This window comes from Kitasatospora sp. NPDC058048 (assembly GCF_042885555.1).
In the GTDB taxonomy this organism is placed as follows: Bacteria; Actinomycetota; Actinomycetes; order Streptomycetales; family Streptomycetaceae; genus Kitasatospora; species Kitasatospora lactacystinica.
On the sequence record NZ_JBHVRT010000033.1, the window covers coordinates 55,614 to 71,643 of the forward strand.

Genomic DNA, 16,030 nt, shown 5'->3' on the forward strand with positions numbered 1-16,030 from the left:
CCGCGATGACCGCTCCCGGACAGGGCCACGACGAACCGACGGCCGCCACGCCGTCACCCGACACGCCGCCACCCGACACGGCGCCGGTGCCCGAGCGGATCCTGGCCGCCGCCCGGGCCGCGCCGGGGCAGTGGATCGGGCTGGTCGACCCGAACTGGCAGGGCGAGGGGCAGCCCCCGGACTGGGCGGTGATCGGCCGGTGGCGTGCGGGCGAGGACGGTTCCGTCGAGGAGTTCGCGCCGAACGCGGAGTACCGCCCGTCGCCGCTGGCGCGCGAGTGGCCCGCACCGACCGACCCGGTCGACGCCGCCGTCCAGCTGGCCGCGACCGGGTACGGGCCGGGCGACGACGTCTACCGCGCGCTCGCCTCGGCCCGGGTCGCCGTACTGCTGGACGAGTTCGGCACCGTCGGCGGCTTCGGACTCCCGGACGGCGAACCGGCGGTGGTCGTGTTCTCCGCGCGCTCCTGGCTGGAGGCCGCGGGAAGCCCCGGGCACGCGGTGGTCGGCCCCGGCACGCTGCTGGAACGGCTGCCCCCCGGCCTCGGGATCGTCGTCAACCCGGGAGCCCCGGCCGCGATGAGGCTGGAGCCCGGATCCCTGTGGGCGGCCCTCGACGCCCGGGAGCGGGCCGGCGACCGGGGCGGCCCGCTCCGCCCGTTCGGCTGAGCCGGCCCGCAGCGCCCGTACGGCTGAGCCGGCCCGCACCGGGGCGGGCAGCGGAAGGGCCCGCCACCGGGGGACGGTGACGGGCCCGCGGATCCCCGCCCGGCTCAGCCGGCCAGGCCGCGCAGGGTGTGGTAGACCCCGCAGGCCTGGAGCGCCAGCGGCAGCAGGGCCAGCGCGGACAGGGTGTGCAGGACGTCCGCGAGGCGGCCCCAGTAGGGCAGCAGGCGGCGGCCGGGCACGGTCCAGGCGGCGACGAGGAGGGCGGCCGTCAGCGTCAGCAGGACCCCGAGCAGGAGCAGCCGGTCGATGGCCGAGGCGCCGGCGGCGGCGCGGGCGAGCAGCACCAGGCCGCCGAGGACACCGGGCAGCAGGACGGCCAGGCGCTGGCGGATGCTGCCGACGGCCCGTCCGTGCAGCAGGAGCAGCAGGCTCAGCGCGCCGGCCTCGGCCGGGCCGGCCCAGCCGTCGGCGAAGGGCAGCACGGCCAGGCAGACGCCGCAGACGGCGCCGATCGCGGTGTGCAGGGCCATCAGGTAGTCGTCGGCGACCAGGGCGCGGGGCAGCACGGCGGCGGCCGGGACCGGCTCGATGTTCTCCTGGAGCTCGTCCGCGTTGCGCGGCAGCATCGGCAGCCGCAGCCCGGACAGCCGGAACGCCAGCGAGGGCACGAAGGCGCCGACCAGCACGGCCACCACCCCGACCACCGCCACCAGCTGGGCGAGCGTCATCCCGGCCAGCACCAGCACTCCCGACAGCACCCCGAGCAGCGCGACCAGCGCCACCCCGAGGAACAGCGGCGCCGCCGCCCCCACCGCCGCCAGGGCCAGCACCGCCGCCCCGGCCCCGGCCGAGGAGGCCGCCAGGATCCGGGCGCCGAGCAGCTCGCCCCCGCCGGACCCGCCCGGCCCGTTCGGCAGCAGCAGCGCGGCGAGCGCCAGGTACGGGACGGCGGCGGCGCCCAGCGCGGCGCCCGCGCCCGCGTCGGCCATCGCCCGGGAGGCGCTGGCCGCGCCGAGCAGCAGCAGGACGGCGACCGCCGCGGCGGCGGCCTCGCGCGGGGCGGCCGGGCCGGACAGGGCGAGCAGCACCCAGCCGGCCGCCAGCGCCGTCAGCGCCAGGGCCAGCGAGAGGACCCGGGTGAGGGCCGGGCGCCAGGTGTCGCCGCGCTCGTTCATGCCGGTGGCGACGCCGTCCACCAGATCGTCGAAGTGCACCTCCGGCAGGGCCTCGTGGCGGGCCCGCAGGTACAGGGCGTCGCCGTCGTGCAGGCCGAGCGCCTCGGCGGTGCGCTCCTCGTCCAGCGGCTCCTCACCGAGCCGCTGGAGCACCCAGCCGCCGTGCTCCAGGCCCTCCTCGGCGAGCCCGGGACCGGCGTGCCCCAGGACGGCGGGCAGCAGGTCGGCCAGGGGCACATCGGCGGGGACGGCCAGCTCGAAGGCCGTCCCCGGCGCATGGAACCTCAATCGGCACAGTCCTGCCACGACACTGCTGCTCACGCCGGTCCTCCGGTTCGCTGGGCGGTGGTCCGCCTCTCCGCCCGGATGAACGGCCTGCCCGGCGTGCTGCGTTCAACCGGTGTGCCGCGGTCGGACCCCGCACCGCTGAACCTCCGGTGCCGCGCCGTCCGTCACCCAGAGGGAACGGCCGTGGTGAGAAGGAGCCCTGAGTGAGCGTGGAGCTGATCAACCGGACGCCCCGGCGTCCGGGGCCCGAGATGCCGGACGGCGAGATCCAGCTCCAGGAACCGCCGGGCCTGCCCGAGAAGCAGAGCGGCATGGCCAGCGTGATCAGCATGGCGCCGATGGCGCTCGGCTCGCTGTCGATGGTGTTCATGTTCCTGCACCCGGGCGGCGGCGAGGGCAGCGGCGGCATGCTCAGCTACGTCGCGATGGGCATGATGGCGCTGTCCGCCGTCGGGATGCTGGTCACCCAGCTGATCCGCGGCTCCAGCGACCGCAAGCAGCAGCTGCGCGCCGAGCGCCGCGACTACCTGCGCTACCTCTCCCAGATGCGCCGTCAGGTGCGCCGCTCGATCGACGCCCAGCGCAAGGCCCTGGCATGGCGGCACCCGGCACCGTCCGAACTGGGCTCGCTGGTCGGCACCACCCGGCTGTGGGAGCGACGGGCCTCCCACCCCGACTTCAGCGACGTCCGGATCGCGCTCGGCGCCCAACGCCTGGCGACCCCGCTCGCGCCGCTGGCCACCAAGCCGGTGGAGGACCTGGAGCCGCTCTGCGCCCACGCGCTGCGCCGCTTCATCCACGCCTACGGCACGCTCGCCGACCAGCCGATGGCGATCCACCTGCGCGGCTTCGCCCACCTGCTGCTGCGCTCCGACGACCCCGAGGCCGCCCGCTCGCTGGTGCGGGCGGTGCTGGCCCAGCTCGCCGTGGTGCACGGCCCGGACGAGCTGTGCATCGCCGTCGTCACCGACCCCGAGCGGCGGGCCGAGTGGGAGTGGGCGAAGTGGCTGCCGCACGCCCTGCACCCGACCGACACCGACGGCGCGGGCCCGGTCCGGCTGGTCGCCGGCAGCCTCGGCGAGGTCGAGCAGCTGCTCGGCGAGGAGTTCACCGGCCGTCCCGGCTTCGAGCCGGACGCCGTACCGGCCCGGGACGAGCCGTTCACCGTCCTGGTCCTGGACGGCCCCGGCGCCCACTCCGGCAGCCGCGCCGCGCTGGCCGGCTACCGCAACGCCGTCCTGATCGACCTCGCCGACTCCCTGGAGTGGCGCCCGGCCCGCACCACCCTGCGGCTGCGGATCGAGGACGGCCGGCTCACCATGGTCGGCGCCGACCGCAACCGCAAGGACGTCGTCACCGACCTCGGCCGCCCCGACGGGCTCCCCCTGCCCGCGGCGACCCGCCTCGCCGCCCGGCTCGCCCGCTACCGGATCGCCGACGGCGTCGACGCCGCCGAACCGCTCGCCACCGACTTCGACCTCACCGCCCTGCTCGGCATCCCCGACCTGCACGCCCACGACGTCGAGGCCCTCTGGACGCAGCGCGGCATCCCGCAGCGGCTGCGCGTCCCGCTCGGCCTCGGCCCGGACGGCCGGCCCGTCGACCTGGACCTCAAGGAGTCCGCCCAGGGCGGCATGGGCCCGCACGGCATGCTGATCGGCGCGACCGGCTCCGGCAAGTCCGAGCTGCTGCGCACCCTGGTGCTGGCGCTCGCCGTCACCCACTCCTCCGAGGTGCTCAACTTCGTCCTGGTCGACTTCAAGGGCGGTGCGACCTTCCTCGGCCTGGACACCCTGCCGCACACCTCCGCCGTGATCACCAACCTCGCCGACGAGGCCGCCCTGGTCGACCGGATGCGCGACGCCCTGCACGGCGAACTCGTCCGCCGCCAGGAGGTGCTGCGCGAGGCCGGGTACGCCTCGCTGCTGGACTACGAGACCGCGCGCGCCGCCGGCACCGCGCTGCGGCCGCTGCCCACGCTGTTCGTGGTGGTCGACGAGTTCAGCGAACTGCTGTCCGCGCACCGGGACTTCATGGAGCTGTTCGTGATGATCGGCCGGCTCGGCCGCTCGCTCGGCGTGCACCTGCTGCTGGCCTCGCAGCGGCTCGACGAGGGCCGGATGAGCGCCCTGGAGTCCCACCTGTCCTACCGGATCGGCCTGCGCACCTTCTCGGCGATGGAGAGCCGCGGCGTGCTCGGCGTCCCGGACGCCTACCAGCTGCCCTCCCAGCCCGGCAACGGCTTCCTGCGGAGCGACATCTCCACCCTCACCCGGTTCAAGGCCGCGTACGTCTCCGGCCCGTACCGTCCCAAGCGCCGTGCCGCCCAGCAGGCCGCCATCGCCGGGCAGGTCGTCGCCTACGGCACCGACTACGTGATGCCCCGGCAGCTGCCGGCGGCGGCGACCGAGACCGAGGAGGAGCAGGTCTCGGCCGGCTCGCTGCTGGAGATCGCGTCCGGCCGGCTCCGCGACGCCGGGCCGCCCGCCCACCGGGTCTGGCTGCCGCCGCTGGACGTCCCGCCCACCCTCGACGAGCTGCTGCCGCCGCTCGTACCGCACCCCGAGCGCGGCCTGACCACCGAGGACCGGGCCCGGCACGGCACCCTCGGCCTGCCGGTCGGCGTGGTCGACCGCCCCTTCCACCAGCTGCGCGACCTGCTCACCGCCGACCTCTCCGGCGCCGGCGGCCACGTCGGCATCGCCGGCGCCCCGCAGAGCGGCAAGAGCACCCTGCTGCGCACCCTGATCACCGGGCTCGCGCTCACCCACACCCCGCGCGAGGTCCAGTTCTACTGCCTGGACTTCGGCGGCGGCACGCTCTCCGCGCTGCGCGGCCTGCCGCACGTCGGCGGAGTCACCGGCCGGCACGACGGCGAGCGGGTGCTGCGGACCGTGGCCGAGGTCAACGGGATCATCACCCGCCGGGAGAAGTACTTCGCCGAGCTCGGCATCGACTCCGTCGCGTCCTTCCGCCGCCGCCGGGCCGCGGGCGAGCTGCCCGACGAGACGCACGGCGACGTCTTCCTGGTGGTCGACGGCTGGAACACCCTGCGCCAGGAGTTCAACGACCTCGTCCAGCCGCTCACCCTGATGTCCCAGCGCGGCCTCAACTACGGCGTCCACCTGGTCGTCGGCACCACCCGCTGGGGCGAGATCACCGGCGGTCTGCGCGACCAGCTGCAGACCCGCTTCGAGCTGCGGCTCGGCGACTCCGTCGACTCGATGATCAACATGCGGGCCGCCGCCAAGGTGCCCAAGCTGCCCGGCCGCGGCCTCACCGACGAGCAGCTGCACTTCCTCTCCGCACTGCCCAGGATCGACGGCTCCGGGAGCACCGACGACCTCGGCGAGGGCGTCGCCGACCTGGTCGACGCCGTCGCCGCGCACTGGACCGGGCCACGCGCCCCCGAGGTGCGGATGCTGCCGCTCGTCCTCGACGCCGAGCGGCTGCCCGCCCCCGAGGGCCGGCTGCGGGTGCCGATCGGTCTGGAGGAGACCGAGGTCTCGCCGCTGTGGCACGACTTCGAGGAGAACCCGCACCTGCTGGTGGTCGGCGACAGCGAATCCGGCAAGACCAACCTGCTGCGGCTGATGATCAAGGCCATCACCACCGCCTACACCCCGGCCGAGGCCAGGATCATGCTGGTCGACTACCGGCGCGGCCTGTACGACGCGGTGCCGGAGGAGTACCGGCTCGGCTACGCGGTGGCCGTCGACAAGCTCCGCCAGATCGTGGACGGCGCGTCCCGGGCGATGAAGAACCGCGTCCCGCCCGCCGACATCACCCCCGCCCGGCTCAGGCTGCGCGACTGGTGGACCGGCCCCGAGCTGTTCATCCTCGTCGACGACTACGACCTGGTCGGCTCCGGCAGCGGCGGCCACCCCTTCAACGTGCTGCTGGAGGACCTCGCCCAGGGCACCGAGATCGGCCTCCACGTGGTCGTCGCGCGCGGCGCCAACGGCATCGGGCGATCGCTGGGCGACCCGCTCATCCGCAAGCTCCAGGAGGTCAACTCGCCCACCCTGCTGATGTCCTGCCCGCCCTCCGAGGGCTACCTGTTCGGCAACCTCAAGCCCCGCCAGTTCCCGGCCGGCCGCGGCCTGTACATCACCCGGCGGCGGACCGTGCAGGTGCAGACCGGGCAGCTGGCGGAGGAGGAGTGATGGGCGCCTCGACGCTGCGGGCGCTCGGCCCGCACTACGTGATCGCACCGCCCGGCGCGGAGGCGGACGGACTGGCCGAGGCGCTGGCGCCGGTACGGGCCGAACCGCGGGCCCTGCTGCTGCTCGCCGCCGCCGAGGACGCGGCGCCTGTGCTGCTGGCCTCGCTGGACGAGCTCGCCCGGGCCGCGCGCGAACGCGACGCCGACGTGCTGGTGCTGGCCGCCTCCGGGCTGGCGGCGCTCGGCCCGGACGGCCGCCGGCCCGCCGAACTGCTCGCCAGGCGCTGCGGGTTGACCGTCGTCGCGCCCGACGCGGTGGTCAGCGTCGAGCCGGACGGCACCCTGCCGGCCGTGAACGGGACGTGGTGGCGCTGCCGGCCCGGCGGGGGAGCGGAACCGCTCGGCGGCCGCTGGCCCGCCGCCGCCACCATCACCCCGCTGGCCGGCGGGGCGTTCTGGGTCACCGAGGCGGCGGTGGGGCCCGCCCGGCCCGCCGTACTGGAGCGGGCCGCCGCACCGCGGGACGGGCTGCTGCTGATCATCGGCGAGCCGGCCGGGCCGCTGCCCAGCGGCGCCCAACTGGCCAACGCGGCGGTGCTGCTGCAGGAGACGGCCGGACGGACGGAACACCTCGTGCTGAGCGCGCCGTGGGCCGCACCGGTCGAACTCATCGAACTGGCGGCGGTGCTGGCGGCCTCGCTCCGGCAGGAGGTGCGGGCGGCGATCGGCGTGCCGGTGAGTGCGGCGGGGGCCGCCGGGCCCGACGTACGGACCGTCCACGTGGCGGCGGACGGCGGCGAGGGCTGGGAACCGTACCTCACCGAGCTGGTCGCCCGCCCGAGCGAACGCACCGTCACCGCCGTCGGCTGGCGCACCCGCCCCGACCTGCCCCCGGCCCCCGGGACGGCCCGCTACCCGGCCTTCCCCGGCTGGGAGCTGGAGGCGGTGGCGGCCGGACTGTGGCTGCGCCCGGCCGCCACCGCGGACCGCGGACCCCGGCTGCGCCGGCCGGACCCGGCGCGGCCGGTGCTGGTCGTCGGCACGCCGGGCCGTCCGGTGCCGGAGACGGTCTGGGACCACCTCGGTGCGCTGCTGGGCTCGCTCCCGACCGGGGCGGCGCGGCTCGCGCTCGCGGTGGCGGGGATGCTGGACGTGGAGTCGGCGGCGGTGGGGCGGTTCTGCGCGCGGCTGTACGGGCTGGACTGGATCGGGGCGGAGTCGGTGGCGGCGGGTGCGGCGGTGGAGCCGTGGCCCCGGGCCGAGGCCGCGGTCGACGCCGAGGGCGCGGTCGAGGCTGCGGTGGAGCCGGAGCCGGAGCCGGAGCCGGAGCCGGAGCCGGAGTCGGAGCCTGTGCCGGTGGCCGTGCCCGATCCCGATCCCGAACCCGATCCCGAAATTGAATCGGTGACGGTGCCGGAGCCCGCTGCCAGGGTGTCGACCTCGGGCGGGGCCTTCGTGGCGGAGACCTCGGGGGAAACCAGCGAAGGAACAATATTGCTCCCTGAGGCGATCGGCGAGGAGCCCGAAGCGGTCCCCGAGCCTGAGCCGGTCCCCGAGCCCGAGCCGGTCCCCGAGCTTGAGCCCGAGCCCGAGCCGGCCCCCGAACCCGTGACACCGGTGGCGCCCGTGACGCCCCCGCCCCCGCCCGTGACGCCCCCGCCCGTGTCGGCGGCGCCGACCGAGGCGGACCCCGCCACCCCCGCCGAGGACGGCGCGGCCCTGGCCGCCCGGCTCGGCCCCGCCTACCAGCGCCTGGCGCGGCGGGCCGAGGACGTCGCCTCCCGGCTGCCCGCCCTGCGCGCCCGGGCGGAGGAGGGCGAGCAGGGCCCCGAACTGGTCGCCGTCCTGCTGCAGCACGGCGACTGCGGCCCGCTGGCCCCGCGCGCCGAACTCCTCGCGGCGGCCCGGTCCGGCGCGCCCGGCCCCTACGGCCCGTACCTGCGCTGCCTGGCAGCGGGCCTGCGGCGGCTGCCCAGCCACTACGGCGGCGTGCTGGTCGCGGGCCCGGCGCAGGACTGCGACCTCGCCGCGTACGCCCCGGGCGCGGTGCTGACCGAGCGGGCCCCGGTGACCGGCCTGGCGGCGCCCGGAGCGGACCTGGGGGAGGACATCGGGATCGAGTTCGCCATCTGGTCCGTCAGCGGCCGCCGCAGCTCGGCCTTCGGCGGTCCGGGCGACCAGCCGACGGTGATCTTCGCCCCGGGCACGGAGTTCGAGGTGGTCGAGGTCGAGCCGGCCGCCCCGGAGGAGGGCCGTCCGGCCCGGGTGCTGCTCCACGAGATCGGCGGCGTCCGCCCGGGCCCGGACCGGCTGCGCACCTGGCTCGCCCGCCGCGACGCCGTCGCCCCCGCCGACCGCGTCCGCCCCGCCGACCCCTCCCGCTACGCCCTCGCCCTGGGCGCCGCCTGACAGACCCTAGAGGTCGAACAGCGCGTCCTGCGGCTCGGGATCGGGTGCGAGCACGGCGCGCAGGCGCCTGACGGCGTGGCGCCACTTCGTGCCGCCGGGCGCCTCGTCCCAGAGCTCGGCGAGCTCGGACGCCCCGGCGACCACGCGGTCGAGCGCCTCGACGGCGAGCGGCCGCAGGTCGGTGGCGAGGACGGGAACAGCCCGGTCGGGCCGGTAGCTCGTGGTGACCGGTCCATCGCCGGGGCACTGGGCGGCGATGAGGGCCGCGGCGGCGACGGCCTCCGTTCCCTCGCGGTACTCCAGGTGGTCCCGGGTCCGGACGGCGCGGATCAGCGCCGCTCGGACCAGGGCTTCCCGTGCGTCCTCGGCGGTCTCGTCCAGGGCGTCGGCGAAGTCCGCGGCCGTGTCGTTCTCGAACGGGCCGATGCCCCAGGCGCCCATGGTGCTCTCCTCGTGTCACTGTGCGGTGATTCTCGCAGCGGGCACCGACAGCGGCGGCCCGCGGGTGCCCGGTGAACCCCGGGCCGCCGGTCGGCCGTCGGACGGAACGTAGGGCTGTGGTGATCGGCAGGAGGAGTACGGGGATGGGCGAGACGGTGAACGGCGGGTTCCGGCTGGCGGCGGTGTTCGACGCGGTGGATCCGGTGACCGGGCCCGGGTTCGCGCCGGACCGGCCGCGGCTGGCGGCGGGGGCGGATCGCGAGGCCGTCGCCCGGTACCTGCGGGCCGGGGCGACGGTGCTGCTGACGCCGATGCTGATGGACGACGTGGTCGACCCGGGGCGGCGCGGCGTCGTGCCGATGGGCTTCCGCACCGACGGCCGGTGGATCTGGACCGACACCGTGACGTACTACCTGGAGGAGTACGGGCTGGCGCCCGACCCCGAGCTGCTCGCCCACGTGCGCGAGCAGCTCGACGAGCCGTGGACGCAGCCCTCGGCAGCGGTGCTGGAGCAGGCGGTGTCCTTCGTGCTGTCCCCGCCGGAGGCGGCCGCGGAGCCGGTCTGGACGGTCGGGAGCTGAAGCGCGCCGGCCGGCCGAACCGGTCCGGCTGAACCGGTTGGGCCACGCGGGCCGTAGCTCCCCACAGGAGTGTCGTCGAACGCAGGGGATGCATGGTGGGCGAGGAGCAGCGCGGCGAGCCGGAGCGGAGGGCGGGCGGCTTCCAGCTCCCGGCGGTGAACTGGGCGTTGGCGGCCGAGGCGGACCCCGGGGAGCGGGCGGAGCCTGCGCAGGAGCCCGCGAGCGCCGCGACGGCGGTGCTCCCGGCGTCGTCGGGTGCCGGTGCGGGTGCCGGTGCCGCGGGCGCCGCGACGGGCGGGGCACGGACCGGACCGAAGCCCGAGGCCGGACCGAAGCCCGAGGCCGAGCCCGAGGCGGAGCCCGAGTCCGCGGCGCCGACGGGTATCGGGCCGGCGCCGCTGCCGTCCCCCGTCGCGGCCTCGACCGCTCCCGGGGCGCCCGAGGCGGTGGCGCTCGCCGCCGTCGCGTCCGCCGAGCCGGCCGGTGACGGCACCACGGACCCGGGGCCGCGCCCCGGCCGGGTCTCCCGGCCGATGATCGCCGCGGCCGTTGCCGTCGGCCTGGTGCTGGTCGGCACCTCCGTGGTGGTCACCCAGCTCGGCGGCAACGACCCCAAGCACGGGCCCGCCCAGGCCGACGTCCCGCCCGGCTACGGGCAGGGCGGCGGGGACGGCGGCAACGGCTACGTCCCCGGCTTCGACGAGCACGGCGGCACCGGCGGGGGCACCGCGCAGGACGGGCAGCCGGGTGCGGTGGTCCCGCTGCCCGACGGTTCGGCCGCACCCTCGCCGGGCGACCAGGCGGCCTCGGCTCCCAACGGCGCCGTCGTCCCCAACGGCACCGGCGGTGCCGGTGCGGCCGCCCGTCCCGGCGGCGGCGCGGCCAACCCCGCCCCGGGCGGCGGGACCGACCGCTCCCAGGGCGGTGCGGCGGCCGCCTCGGGCGGCTCGGCCTCCGGCGGCACGGGTGGTGGCGGCGCGGCCAACCCGGCCCCCAACCAGCCCCCGGCGAACCCGCCGGCCGCGCCGCCACCGGCGGCCCAGCAGCCCGCGCCGCCGCCGGCCGCCGCCAAGCCGCCGGCACCGGTCACCGTGATCGCCGGCCCGTACTGCTCGAGCGGCGGCCAGTACAAGCCCAACGGCTGGTACGACCAGGGCACCAAGGGCTGGCGCAACAACTCGGGCGGCTACAGCGGCGACGGCTGCAACGGCACGTACGCCTCGATGCCGATGTCCGGCGACGCGAACAAGGACGACAACAGCAACTCGGTGGTCTGGACCTTCACCGTGGACAAGGTCAGCAGCTGCACCCTGTCCGTCTACATCCCGGCCAGCGGCGACGTGAAGCAGGTCGGCGGCAACCCCAGCCTCTACACGGTGCAGAGCGGTGGCGGCCAGATCGGCTCGTTCTCCATCAACCAGACGGCCAGCCGGGGCAGTTGGGTGAACCAGGGCCCGTTCTCCTACCGCGGCCCGATCTCGTTGACGCTGCACAGCCGCGGCCTGGACTGGTCGGGCAGCACCGAGACGTTCGCCCACCACGCCGCCGCCGCCGTCCGCGCCACCTGCACGGCCTGACCCCGCCCGAACCCCCTGAATCCCCTGAACCACCCGAACCACCCGAACCACCCGAACAACCCGAACAACAACGCCCCACGACGAAGGGAACCCCAGGCATGTCGCGCCCGGTGCTGACGGTCTGTGCGGAGCAGCGGGAGCCCGGCTCCTACCGCACGATCGGCGAAGCCCTCCAGGCTGCCCGCAGCGGCGCGGTGATCTCGGTCCGCCCCGGCCGGTACGACGAGAACCTGGTGCTCACCAAGGTGGTGAGCATCACCGCCGAGGACGTCCGGGGCAGTGTGCGGATCAGTCCCCGCCGCGGTTCGGTGGTCCAGGTGCTCACCGAGGCCGTCCAGCTCACCGGCCTGGTGCTCCAGGGGCAGGACGACGACCTGCCCGCCGTCGACGTCCCGCGCGGCCAACTGGCCATGCAGGACTGCGAGGTGATCGGCAACGCGTGGACCGCCGTGCTCACCCGCCAGCAGGGCGAACTCGCCATGCGCGGCAGCCGGGTGACCAACCCGGCCGGAGCCGGGCTGGTGGAGACCTCCACCGGCACCAGCGTGATCGAGGACAGCGTCATCGAGCACCTGGGCACCTCGGCCGTGGTCATCGGCGAGCGGGCCAACCCGACCGTCCGGCGCTGCGTGCTGCGCGACGCGCGCGGCAACGGCCTGTGCGCCAACGGCGAGGCGCGCGGCCTCGTCGAGGACTGCGAGATCTCCGCCACCGACAAGCCCGCCGTCGCCCTGGAGGAGCAGAGCACCACCCGGCTGCTGCGCACCGAGATCCGGGACAGCGCGCTCGGCGTCTTCATCGGCTCCACCGCCCGGGTCGTGCTGGAGGACTGCACCGTCACCGCCGTGCGCGCCCACGGCTACGTCCTCACCAACGGCACCGACCCGCTGCTGCGCCGCTGCCGCGCCGTCCGCCCCCAGGGCCACGGCCTGCACATCGCCGGCCGGGCCCGGGGCACCCTGGAGGACTGCGAGGTCACCGCCCCCGCCCTGGCCGGCATCCACGTCGGCGAGTCGGCCGGGCCCAGCCTGGTGCGGGCGGTGGTGCGCGACGCCGGGACGGACGGCGTCGAACTCACCGGGGAGAGCGCCGCCGAGTTCGACCGCCTGGAGGTCCGGGACGCGGCCGGCGTCGGCATCGTGGTGCGCGACGGCGCCAACCCGCTGCTGCGCCGCAGCACCGTCACCGCCGCCGGCGGCCACGGGATCGAGGCGCTGCGCGACGGGCGCGGCCGGCTGGAGGACGTCACCGTCGTCGACGCCGGCGGGCACGGGGTGCGGATCGCCGACGGCGCCAACACCTACCTCGGCGGCAGCCTGGTGCGCGGCAGCGGATCCTGCGGGATCTCGATCGGAGCCGAGGGCATCGCCACCCTGCGCGACGTCGAGTCCGCCGACAACGCCCTGGACGGCGCCGAGGTCGAGCACGGCGGCGACCTGACCGCCACCCGCACCCGGCTGCGGACCAACCGGCGGCACGGGCTGCACCTGCGGTCCGGCGCCCGCGCCACCCTGACCGCCTGCCAGCTCAGTGACAACACCGTGGACGGGCTGCGCTCCGACTCCGTGGAGCCCGTGCGGCTCACCGACTGCGTGGCCGCCGAGAACCAGGGCGCCGGGCTGCGGCAGACCGAGCCGACCGACCGCCTCGCCGTGGAGAACCTCGACAGCCGGGACAACCGCGCCCCGGACGCCCACGGCGCGGCGGCCGTCGCCACCACCGAGCCCGGCGCGGCCCCCGCCGGCGACGGGTCGGAGGCCCCGGCCGAGGGCGCCGCGGCTCCCGCCCCGGCCGCACCGCAGGGCCCGCAGGCCGTCCTCCAGACCCTGGTCGGGCTGCAGGGCGTCAAGGAGCAGGTCGCCACCCTGGTCAACCTCAACAAGCTGGCCCGGCGCCGGGAGCAGGCCGGGCTGCCCGCCCTGCCGATGAGCCGGCACCTCGTCTTCGCCGGCCCGCCCGGCACCGGCAAGACCACCGTCGCCCGGCTCTACGGCGCGATCCTCGCCGAGCTCGGCGTGCTGCGCAGCGGCCACCTGGTCGAGGTCGCCCGGGCCGACCTGGTCGCCTCGATCATCGGCGGGACGGCCCTGAAGACCACCGAGGTGGTCAAGGAGGCGCTCGGCGGGGTGCTGTTCATCGACGAGGCGTACACCCTGTCGGCGGGCTCCGGCGGCACCGGACCGGACTTCGGCCGCGAGGCCATCGACACCCTGGTCAAGCTGATGGAGGACCACCGCGACGACCTGGTGGTGATCGTCGCCGGGTACGAGGCCGAGATCCGCGAGTTCCTGGCCTCGAACCCGGGCCTGGCCTCTCGGTTCAGCCGCACCGTCGAGTTCCGGAACTACAGCGACGAGGAGCTCACCACGATCGTCGAGCACGCCGCCGCCGGGCACGGGTACGAACTCGTCGAGGGCACCCGGGAGGCGCTCGCCGCGCACTTCGACCGGATGCCCAAGGGTGCCGACTTCGGCAACGGCCGGGCCGCCCGCAAGGTGTTCGAGGAGATGGTCGACCGGCAGGCCTCCAGGCTCGCCGAACTGGAGCACTTCGACAACGACGCGCTCACCCGGCTGCTGCCCGCCGACGTGGGCGAGCAGGCCGCCGCCGACGAGGCGAAGGCCGACGAACCCGGCCTGCTCGACCGGCTGCGCGCCATGGTCGGCCTCGCCGCCGCCAAGGAGCAGGTCGAGGACCTGGTCAACCTGACCCGGCAGACCCGGCGCCGGGTCGAGGCCGGGCTGCCCGCCGCCACCATCAGCCACCACCTGGTGTTCTCGGGCCCGCCCGGCACCGGCAAGACCACCGTCGCCCGGCTCTACGGCGAACTCCTCGCCGAACTCGACGTGCTGCCCTCGGGCCAGCTGATCGAGACCGCCCGCGCCGACCTGGTCGGCCGCTACATCGGCCACACCGCCCAGCTCACCCGGGACGCCTTCGAACGCGCCCGCGGCGGCGTGCTGTTCATCGACGAGGCGTACACCCTGACGCCCCGCAACGGCTCCGGCGGGGACTTCGGGCAGGAGGCCGTCGACACCCTGATGAAGCTGATGGAGGACCACCGCGACGAGGTCGTGGTGATCGTGGCCGGATACCAGGAGGAGATGCGAGGCTTCCTCGCCTCCAACCCCGGCCTGGCCTCCCGGTTCTCCCGGGAGATCACCTTCGACCACTACGCGGACGACGAACTCGTCACCATCGTCCGGGTGCAGGCCGAGGCCGCCGGCTACACCTGTACCCCGGAGACCCTGGCCGCGCTCGGCACGCTGTTCGCGGCCGTCCCGCGCGACCGCTCCTTCGGCAACGGGCGGTTCGCCCGGCAGGTGCTGGAGGCGATGATCACCCGGCAGGCGGGCCGGCTGTCCCGGCTGGACATCGCGGACCTCGACGAGCTCAGCCTGCTGCTGCCGCAGGACATCCCGGCCGAGCGGATCGGCAGCCTCGCATGAAGCGGGTGCCCCTGGCCCGGGCGGTGGCCGCGCCGCTCCTGGCCGGGCTGCTGCTGCCCGTGGCGGGTACGGCCGCCGCCGACACGCCGGCCGGCCCCGACGCCCTGCCCGGCGTGAGCCAGCAGCGGCGCGACGCGAGCGGACGGTCGGCCGGCTGCCTGCCGCCGTCCACCAAGGGCACCCAGCTCACCCCCTGGCCGCAGACCTTCCTGCGGCCCGACCGGGTCTGGCCGCTCAGCCGCGGCGAGGGCGTCACCGTCGCCGTCCTCGGCTCCGGGGTCAAGGACGGCAGCGGCCTGCTGGCCGGCCGGCTCGACCTGGCCCAGCTGCCCGGCGGCCCCGACCCCGCCCAGGACTGCGTCGGCCACGGCACCTTCCTGGCCGGCCTGATCGCCGCCGACCAGCGCGAGGGCGCGGGCTTCGCCGGCCTCGCGCCGCGCGCCCGGATCCTCGCCGTCCCGGTCACCAACGACGCCGGAACCCCCTCGGCGGACCTGCTGGCCCAGGGCATCACCGCGGCCGCCGACCGCGGCGCGCGGGTCATCGCGGTCGGGGTGGCGCTGCCGAACGGCACCGACGCCCTGGCCGCCGCGGTCCGCGCGGCGCGCGGCAAGGGCGCGCTGATCGTCGCCCCGGCCGCACCCGACACCGTCCCGACCGACGGCTCCGGAACCGCCAAGGCCGGCCCGGCCTACCCGGCGGCCTACCCCGAGGTGCTCGCCGTCCGCGACCTCGCCCCCGGCGGCGCGCTCCCGGACGGCCCCTCGGCCGTCCCGGTCGGCGGCCGCGTCGACCTCGCCGCCCCGGGCGACGCCGTCACCGGCCCCGGCCCGGCCCCCGGCGGCTACTACACGGGCGCCGGCCCCAGCTTCGCCACCGCCTTCGTGGCCGGCACCGCCGCCCTCGTCCTCGGCTACCGCCCGGACCTGACCGTCGACCAGCTGACCCAGCGCCTGGAAGCCACCGCCTACCGCAGCCCCGACCCCCAGTACGGCCACGGCACCGTCGACCCCGTCGCCGCCGTCACCCGCCTCGCGGCCCCCGCCGCCCCGGCCCCGCCGACCGCGGCCGCCGCCCCCGCCATGCCCCCCGTCCCGCCCCCCACCGACGCCGGTCACCGGGCGGGCCTGATCGCGCTGTCCTCCCTCGCCCTCGTCGCCCTGGTCGCGGCGGCGGGCGCGGTGGCCCCCCGCGCCCGCGCCCGGGGCTGGCGCCCGGGCCGGGCGGAGGAGCGCTGACGGGTCGGCAGGGACGGGGGAGGCCGGTGAGGTCGACTT

The 16,030-nt window shown here is 76.5% G+C and carries 9 protein-coding genes; 7 read left to right on the forward strand and 2 right to left on the reverse strand.

The window, feature by feature from the left end:
* Positions 1–5 precede the first annotated feature (5 nt).
* Positions 6–668 (forward strand): type VII secretion system-associated protein, encoded by a 663-nt coding sequence (locus tag ACFVVA_RS29575; RefSeq protein ID WP_387693832.1) that lies wholly within the window; start codon positions 6–8, stop codon positions 666–668.
* 104 nt (positions 669–772) lie between these two features.
* Here ACFVVA_RS29575 and eccD read toward each other — a convergent pair whose 3' ends face one another.
* Positions 773–2,131, reverse strand: coding sequence for a type VII secretion integral membrane protein EccD (gene eccD / locus ACFVVA_RS29580; RefSeq protein WP_387693833.1), 1,359 nt, complete (start codon positions 2,129–2,131; stop codon positions 773–775).
* Between the two features lie 203 nt (positions 2,132–2,334).
* On the opposite strand from eccD, the gene eccCa reads away from it, so the two are divergent.
* The gene (eccCa, locus tag ACFVVA_RS29585; RefSeq protein ID WP_387693834.1) at positions 2,335–6,297 is read left to right on the forward strand and encodes a type VII secretion protein EccCa; all 3,963 of its coding nucleotides are present in this window, start codon (positions 2,335–2,337) and stop codon (positions 6,295–6,297) included.
* The gene (locus tag ACFVVA_RS29590) at positions 6,297–8,705 is read left to right on the forward strand and encodes a hypothetical protein (RefSeq protein WP_387693835.1); all 2,409 of its coding nucleotides are present in this window, start codon (positions 6,297–6,299) and stop codon (positions 8,703–8,705) included. The genes eccCa and ACFVVA_RS29590 overlap by 1 nt, the downstream gene beginning before the upstream one ends.
* Positions 8,706–8,711: 6 nt before the next feature.
* On the opposite strand, the gene ACFVVA_RS29595 is transcribed toward ACFVVA_RS29590, so the two are convergent.
* Positions 8,712–9,146 carry a DUF4259 domain-containing protein gene (locus tag ACFVVA_RS29595; protein WP_387693836.1) on the reverse strand — a complete coding sequence of 145 codons (435 nt, stop codon included), beginning with the start codon at positions 9,144–9,146 and terminating at the stop codon, positions 8,712–8,714.
* Between the two features lie 143 nt (positions 9,147–9,289).
* Here ACFVVA_RS29595 and ACFVVA_RS29600 point away from each other — a divergent pair, with 143 nt between their 5' ends.
* From ACFVVA_RS29600 to ACFVVA_RS29615, 4 genes are all read left to right on the forward strand, one after another.
* Positions 9,290–9,727 carry a hypothetical protein gene (locus tag ACFVVA_RS29600; RefSeq protein WP_387693838.1) on the forward strand — a complete coding sequence of 146 codons (438 nt, stop codon included), beginning with the start codon at positions 9,290–9,292 and terminating at the stop codon, positions 9,725–9,727.
* 92 nt (positions 9,728–9,819) lie between these two features.
* Positions 9,820–11,304, forward strand: a complete 1,485-nt coding sequence (locus ACFVVA_RS29605) for a hypothetical protein (protein ID WP_387693839.1) — start codon at positions 9,820–9,822, stop codon at positions 11,302–11,304.
* Between the two features lie 98 nt (positions 11,305–11,402).
* Positions 11,403–14,753 (forward strand): right-handed parallel beta-helix repeat-containing protein, encoded by a 3,351-nt coding sequence (locus ACFVVA_RS29610; RefSeq protein WP_387693840.1) that lies wholly within the window; start codon positions 11,403–11,405, stop codon positions 14,751–14,753.
* Positions 14,750–15,991, forward strand: a complete 1,242-nt coding sequence (locus tag ACFVVA_RS29615; protein WP_387693841.1) for a S8 family serine peptidase — start codon at positions 14,750–14,752, stop codon at positions 15,989–15,991. Before ACFVVA_RS29610 ends, ACFVVA_RS29615 begins: the two co-directional genes overlap by 4 nt.
* Positions 15,992–16,030 lie beyond the last annotated feature (39 nt).

Bases quoted from the DNA above. Each gene is read 5' to 3' on its own strand.
- ACFVVA_RS29615 (WP_387693841.1), top strand. From the start codon at position 14,750: ATGAAGCGGGTGCCCCTGGCCCGGGCGGTGGCCGCGCCGCTCCTGGCC.
- ACFVVA_RS29590 (WP_387693835.1), top strand. From the start codon at position 6,297: ATGGGCGCCTCGACGCTGCGGGCGCTCGGCCCGCACTACGTGATCGCA.
- ACFVVA_RS29575 (WP_387693832.1), top strand. From the start codon at position 6: ATGACCGCTCCCGGACAGGGCCACGACGAACCGACGGCCGCCACGCCG.
- ACFVVA_RS29610 (WP_387693840.1), top strand. From the start codon at position 11,403: ATGTCGCGCCCGGTGCTGACGGTCTGTGCGGAGCAGCGGGAGCCCGGC.
- ACFVVA_RS29600 (WP_387693838.1), top strand. From the start codon at position 9,290: ATGGGCGAGACGGTGAACGGCGGGTTCCGGCTGGCGGCGGTGTTCGAC.
- ACFVVA_RS29595 (WP_387693836.1), bottom strand. From the start codon at position 9,146: ATGGGCGCCTGGGGCATCGGCCCGTTCGAGAACGACACGGCCGCGGAC.
- ACFVVA_RS29605 (WP_387693839.1), top strand. From the start codon at position 9,820: ATGGTGGGCGAGGAGCAGCGCGGCGAGCCGGAGCGGAGGGCGGGCGGC.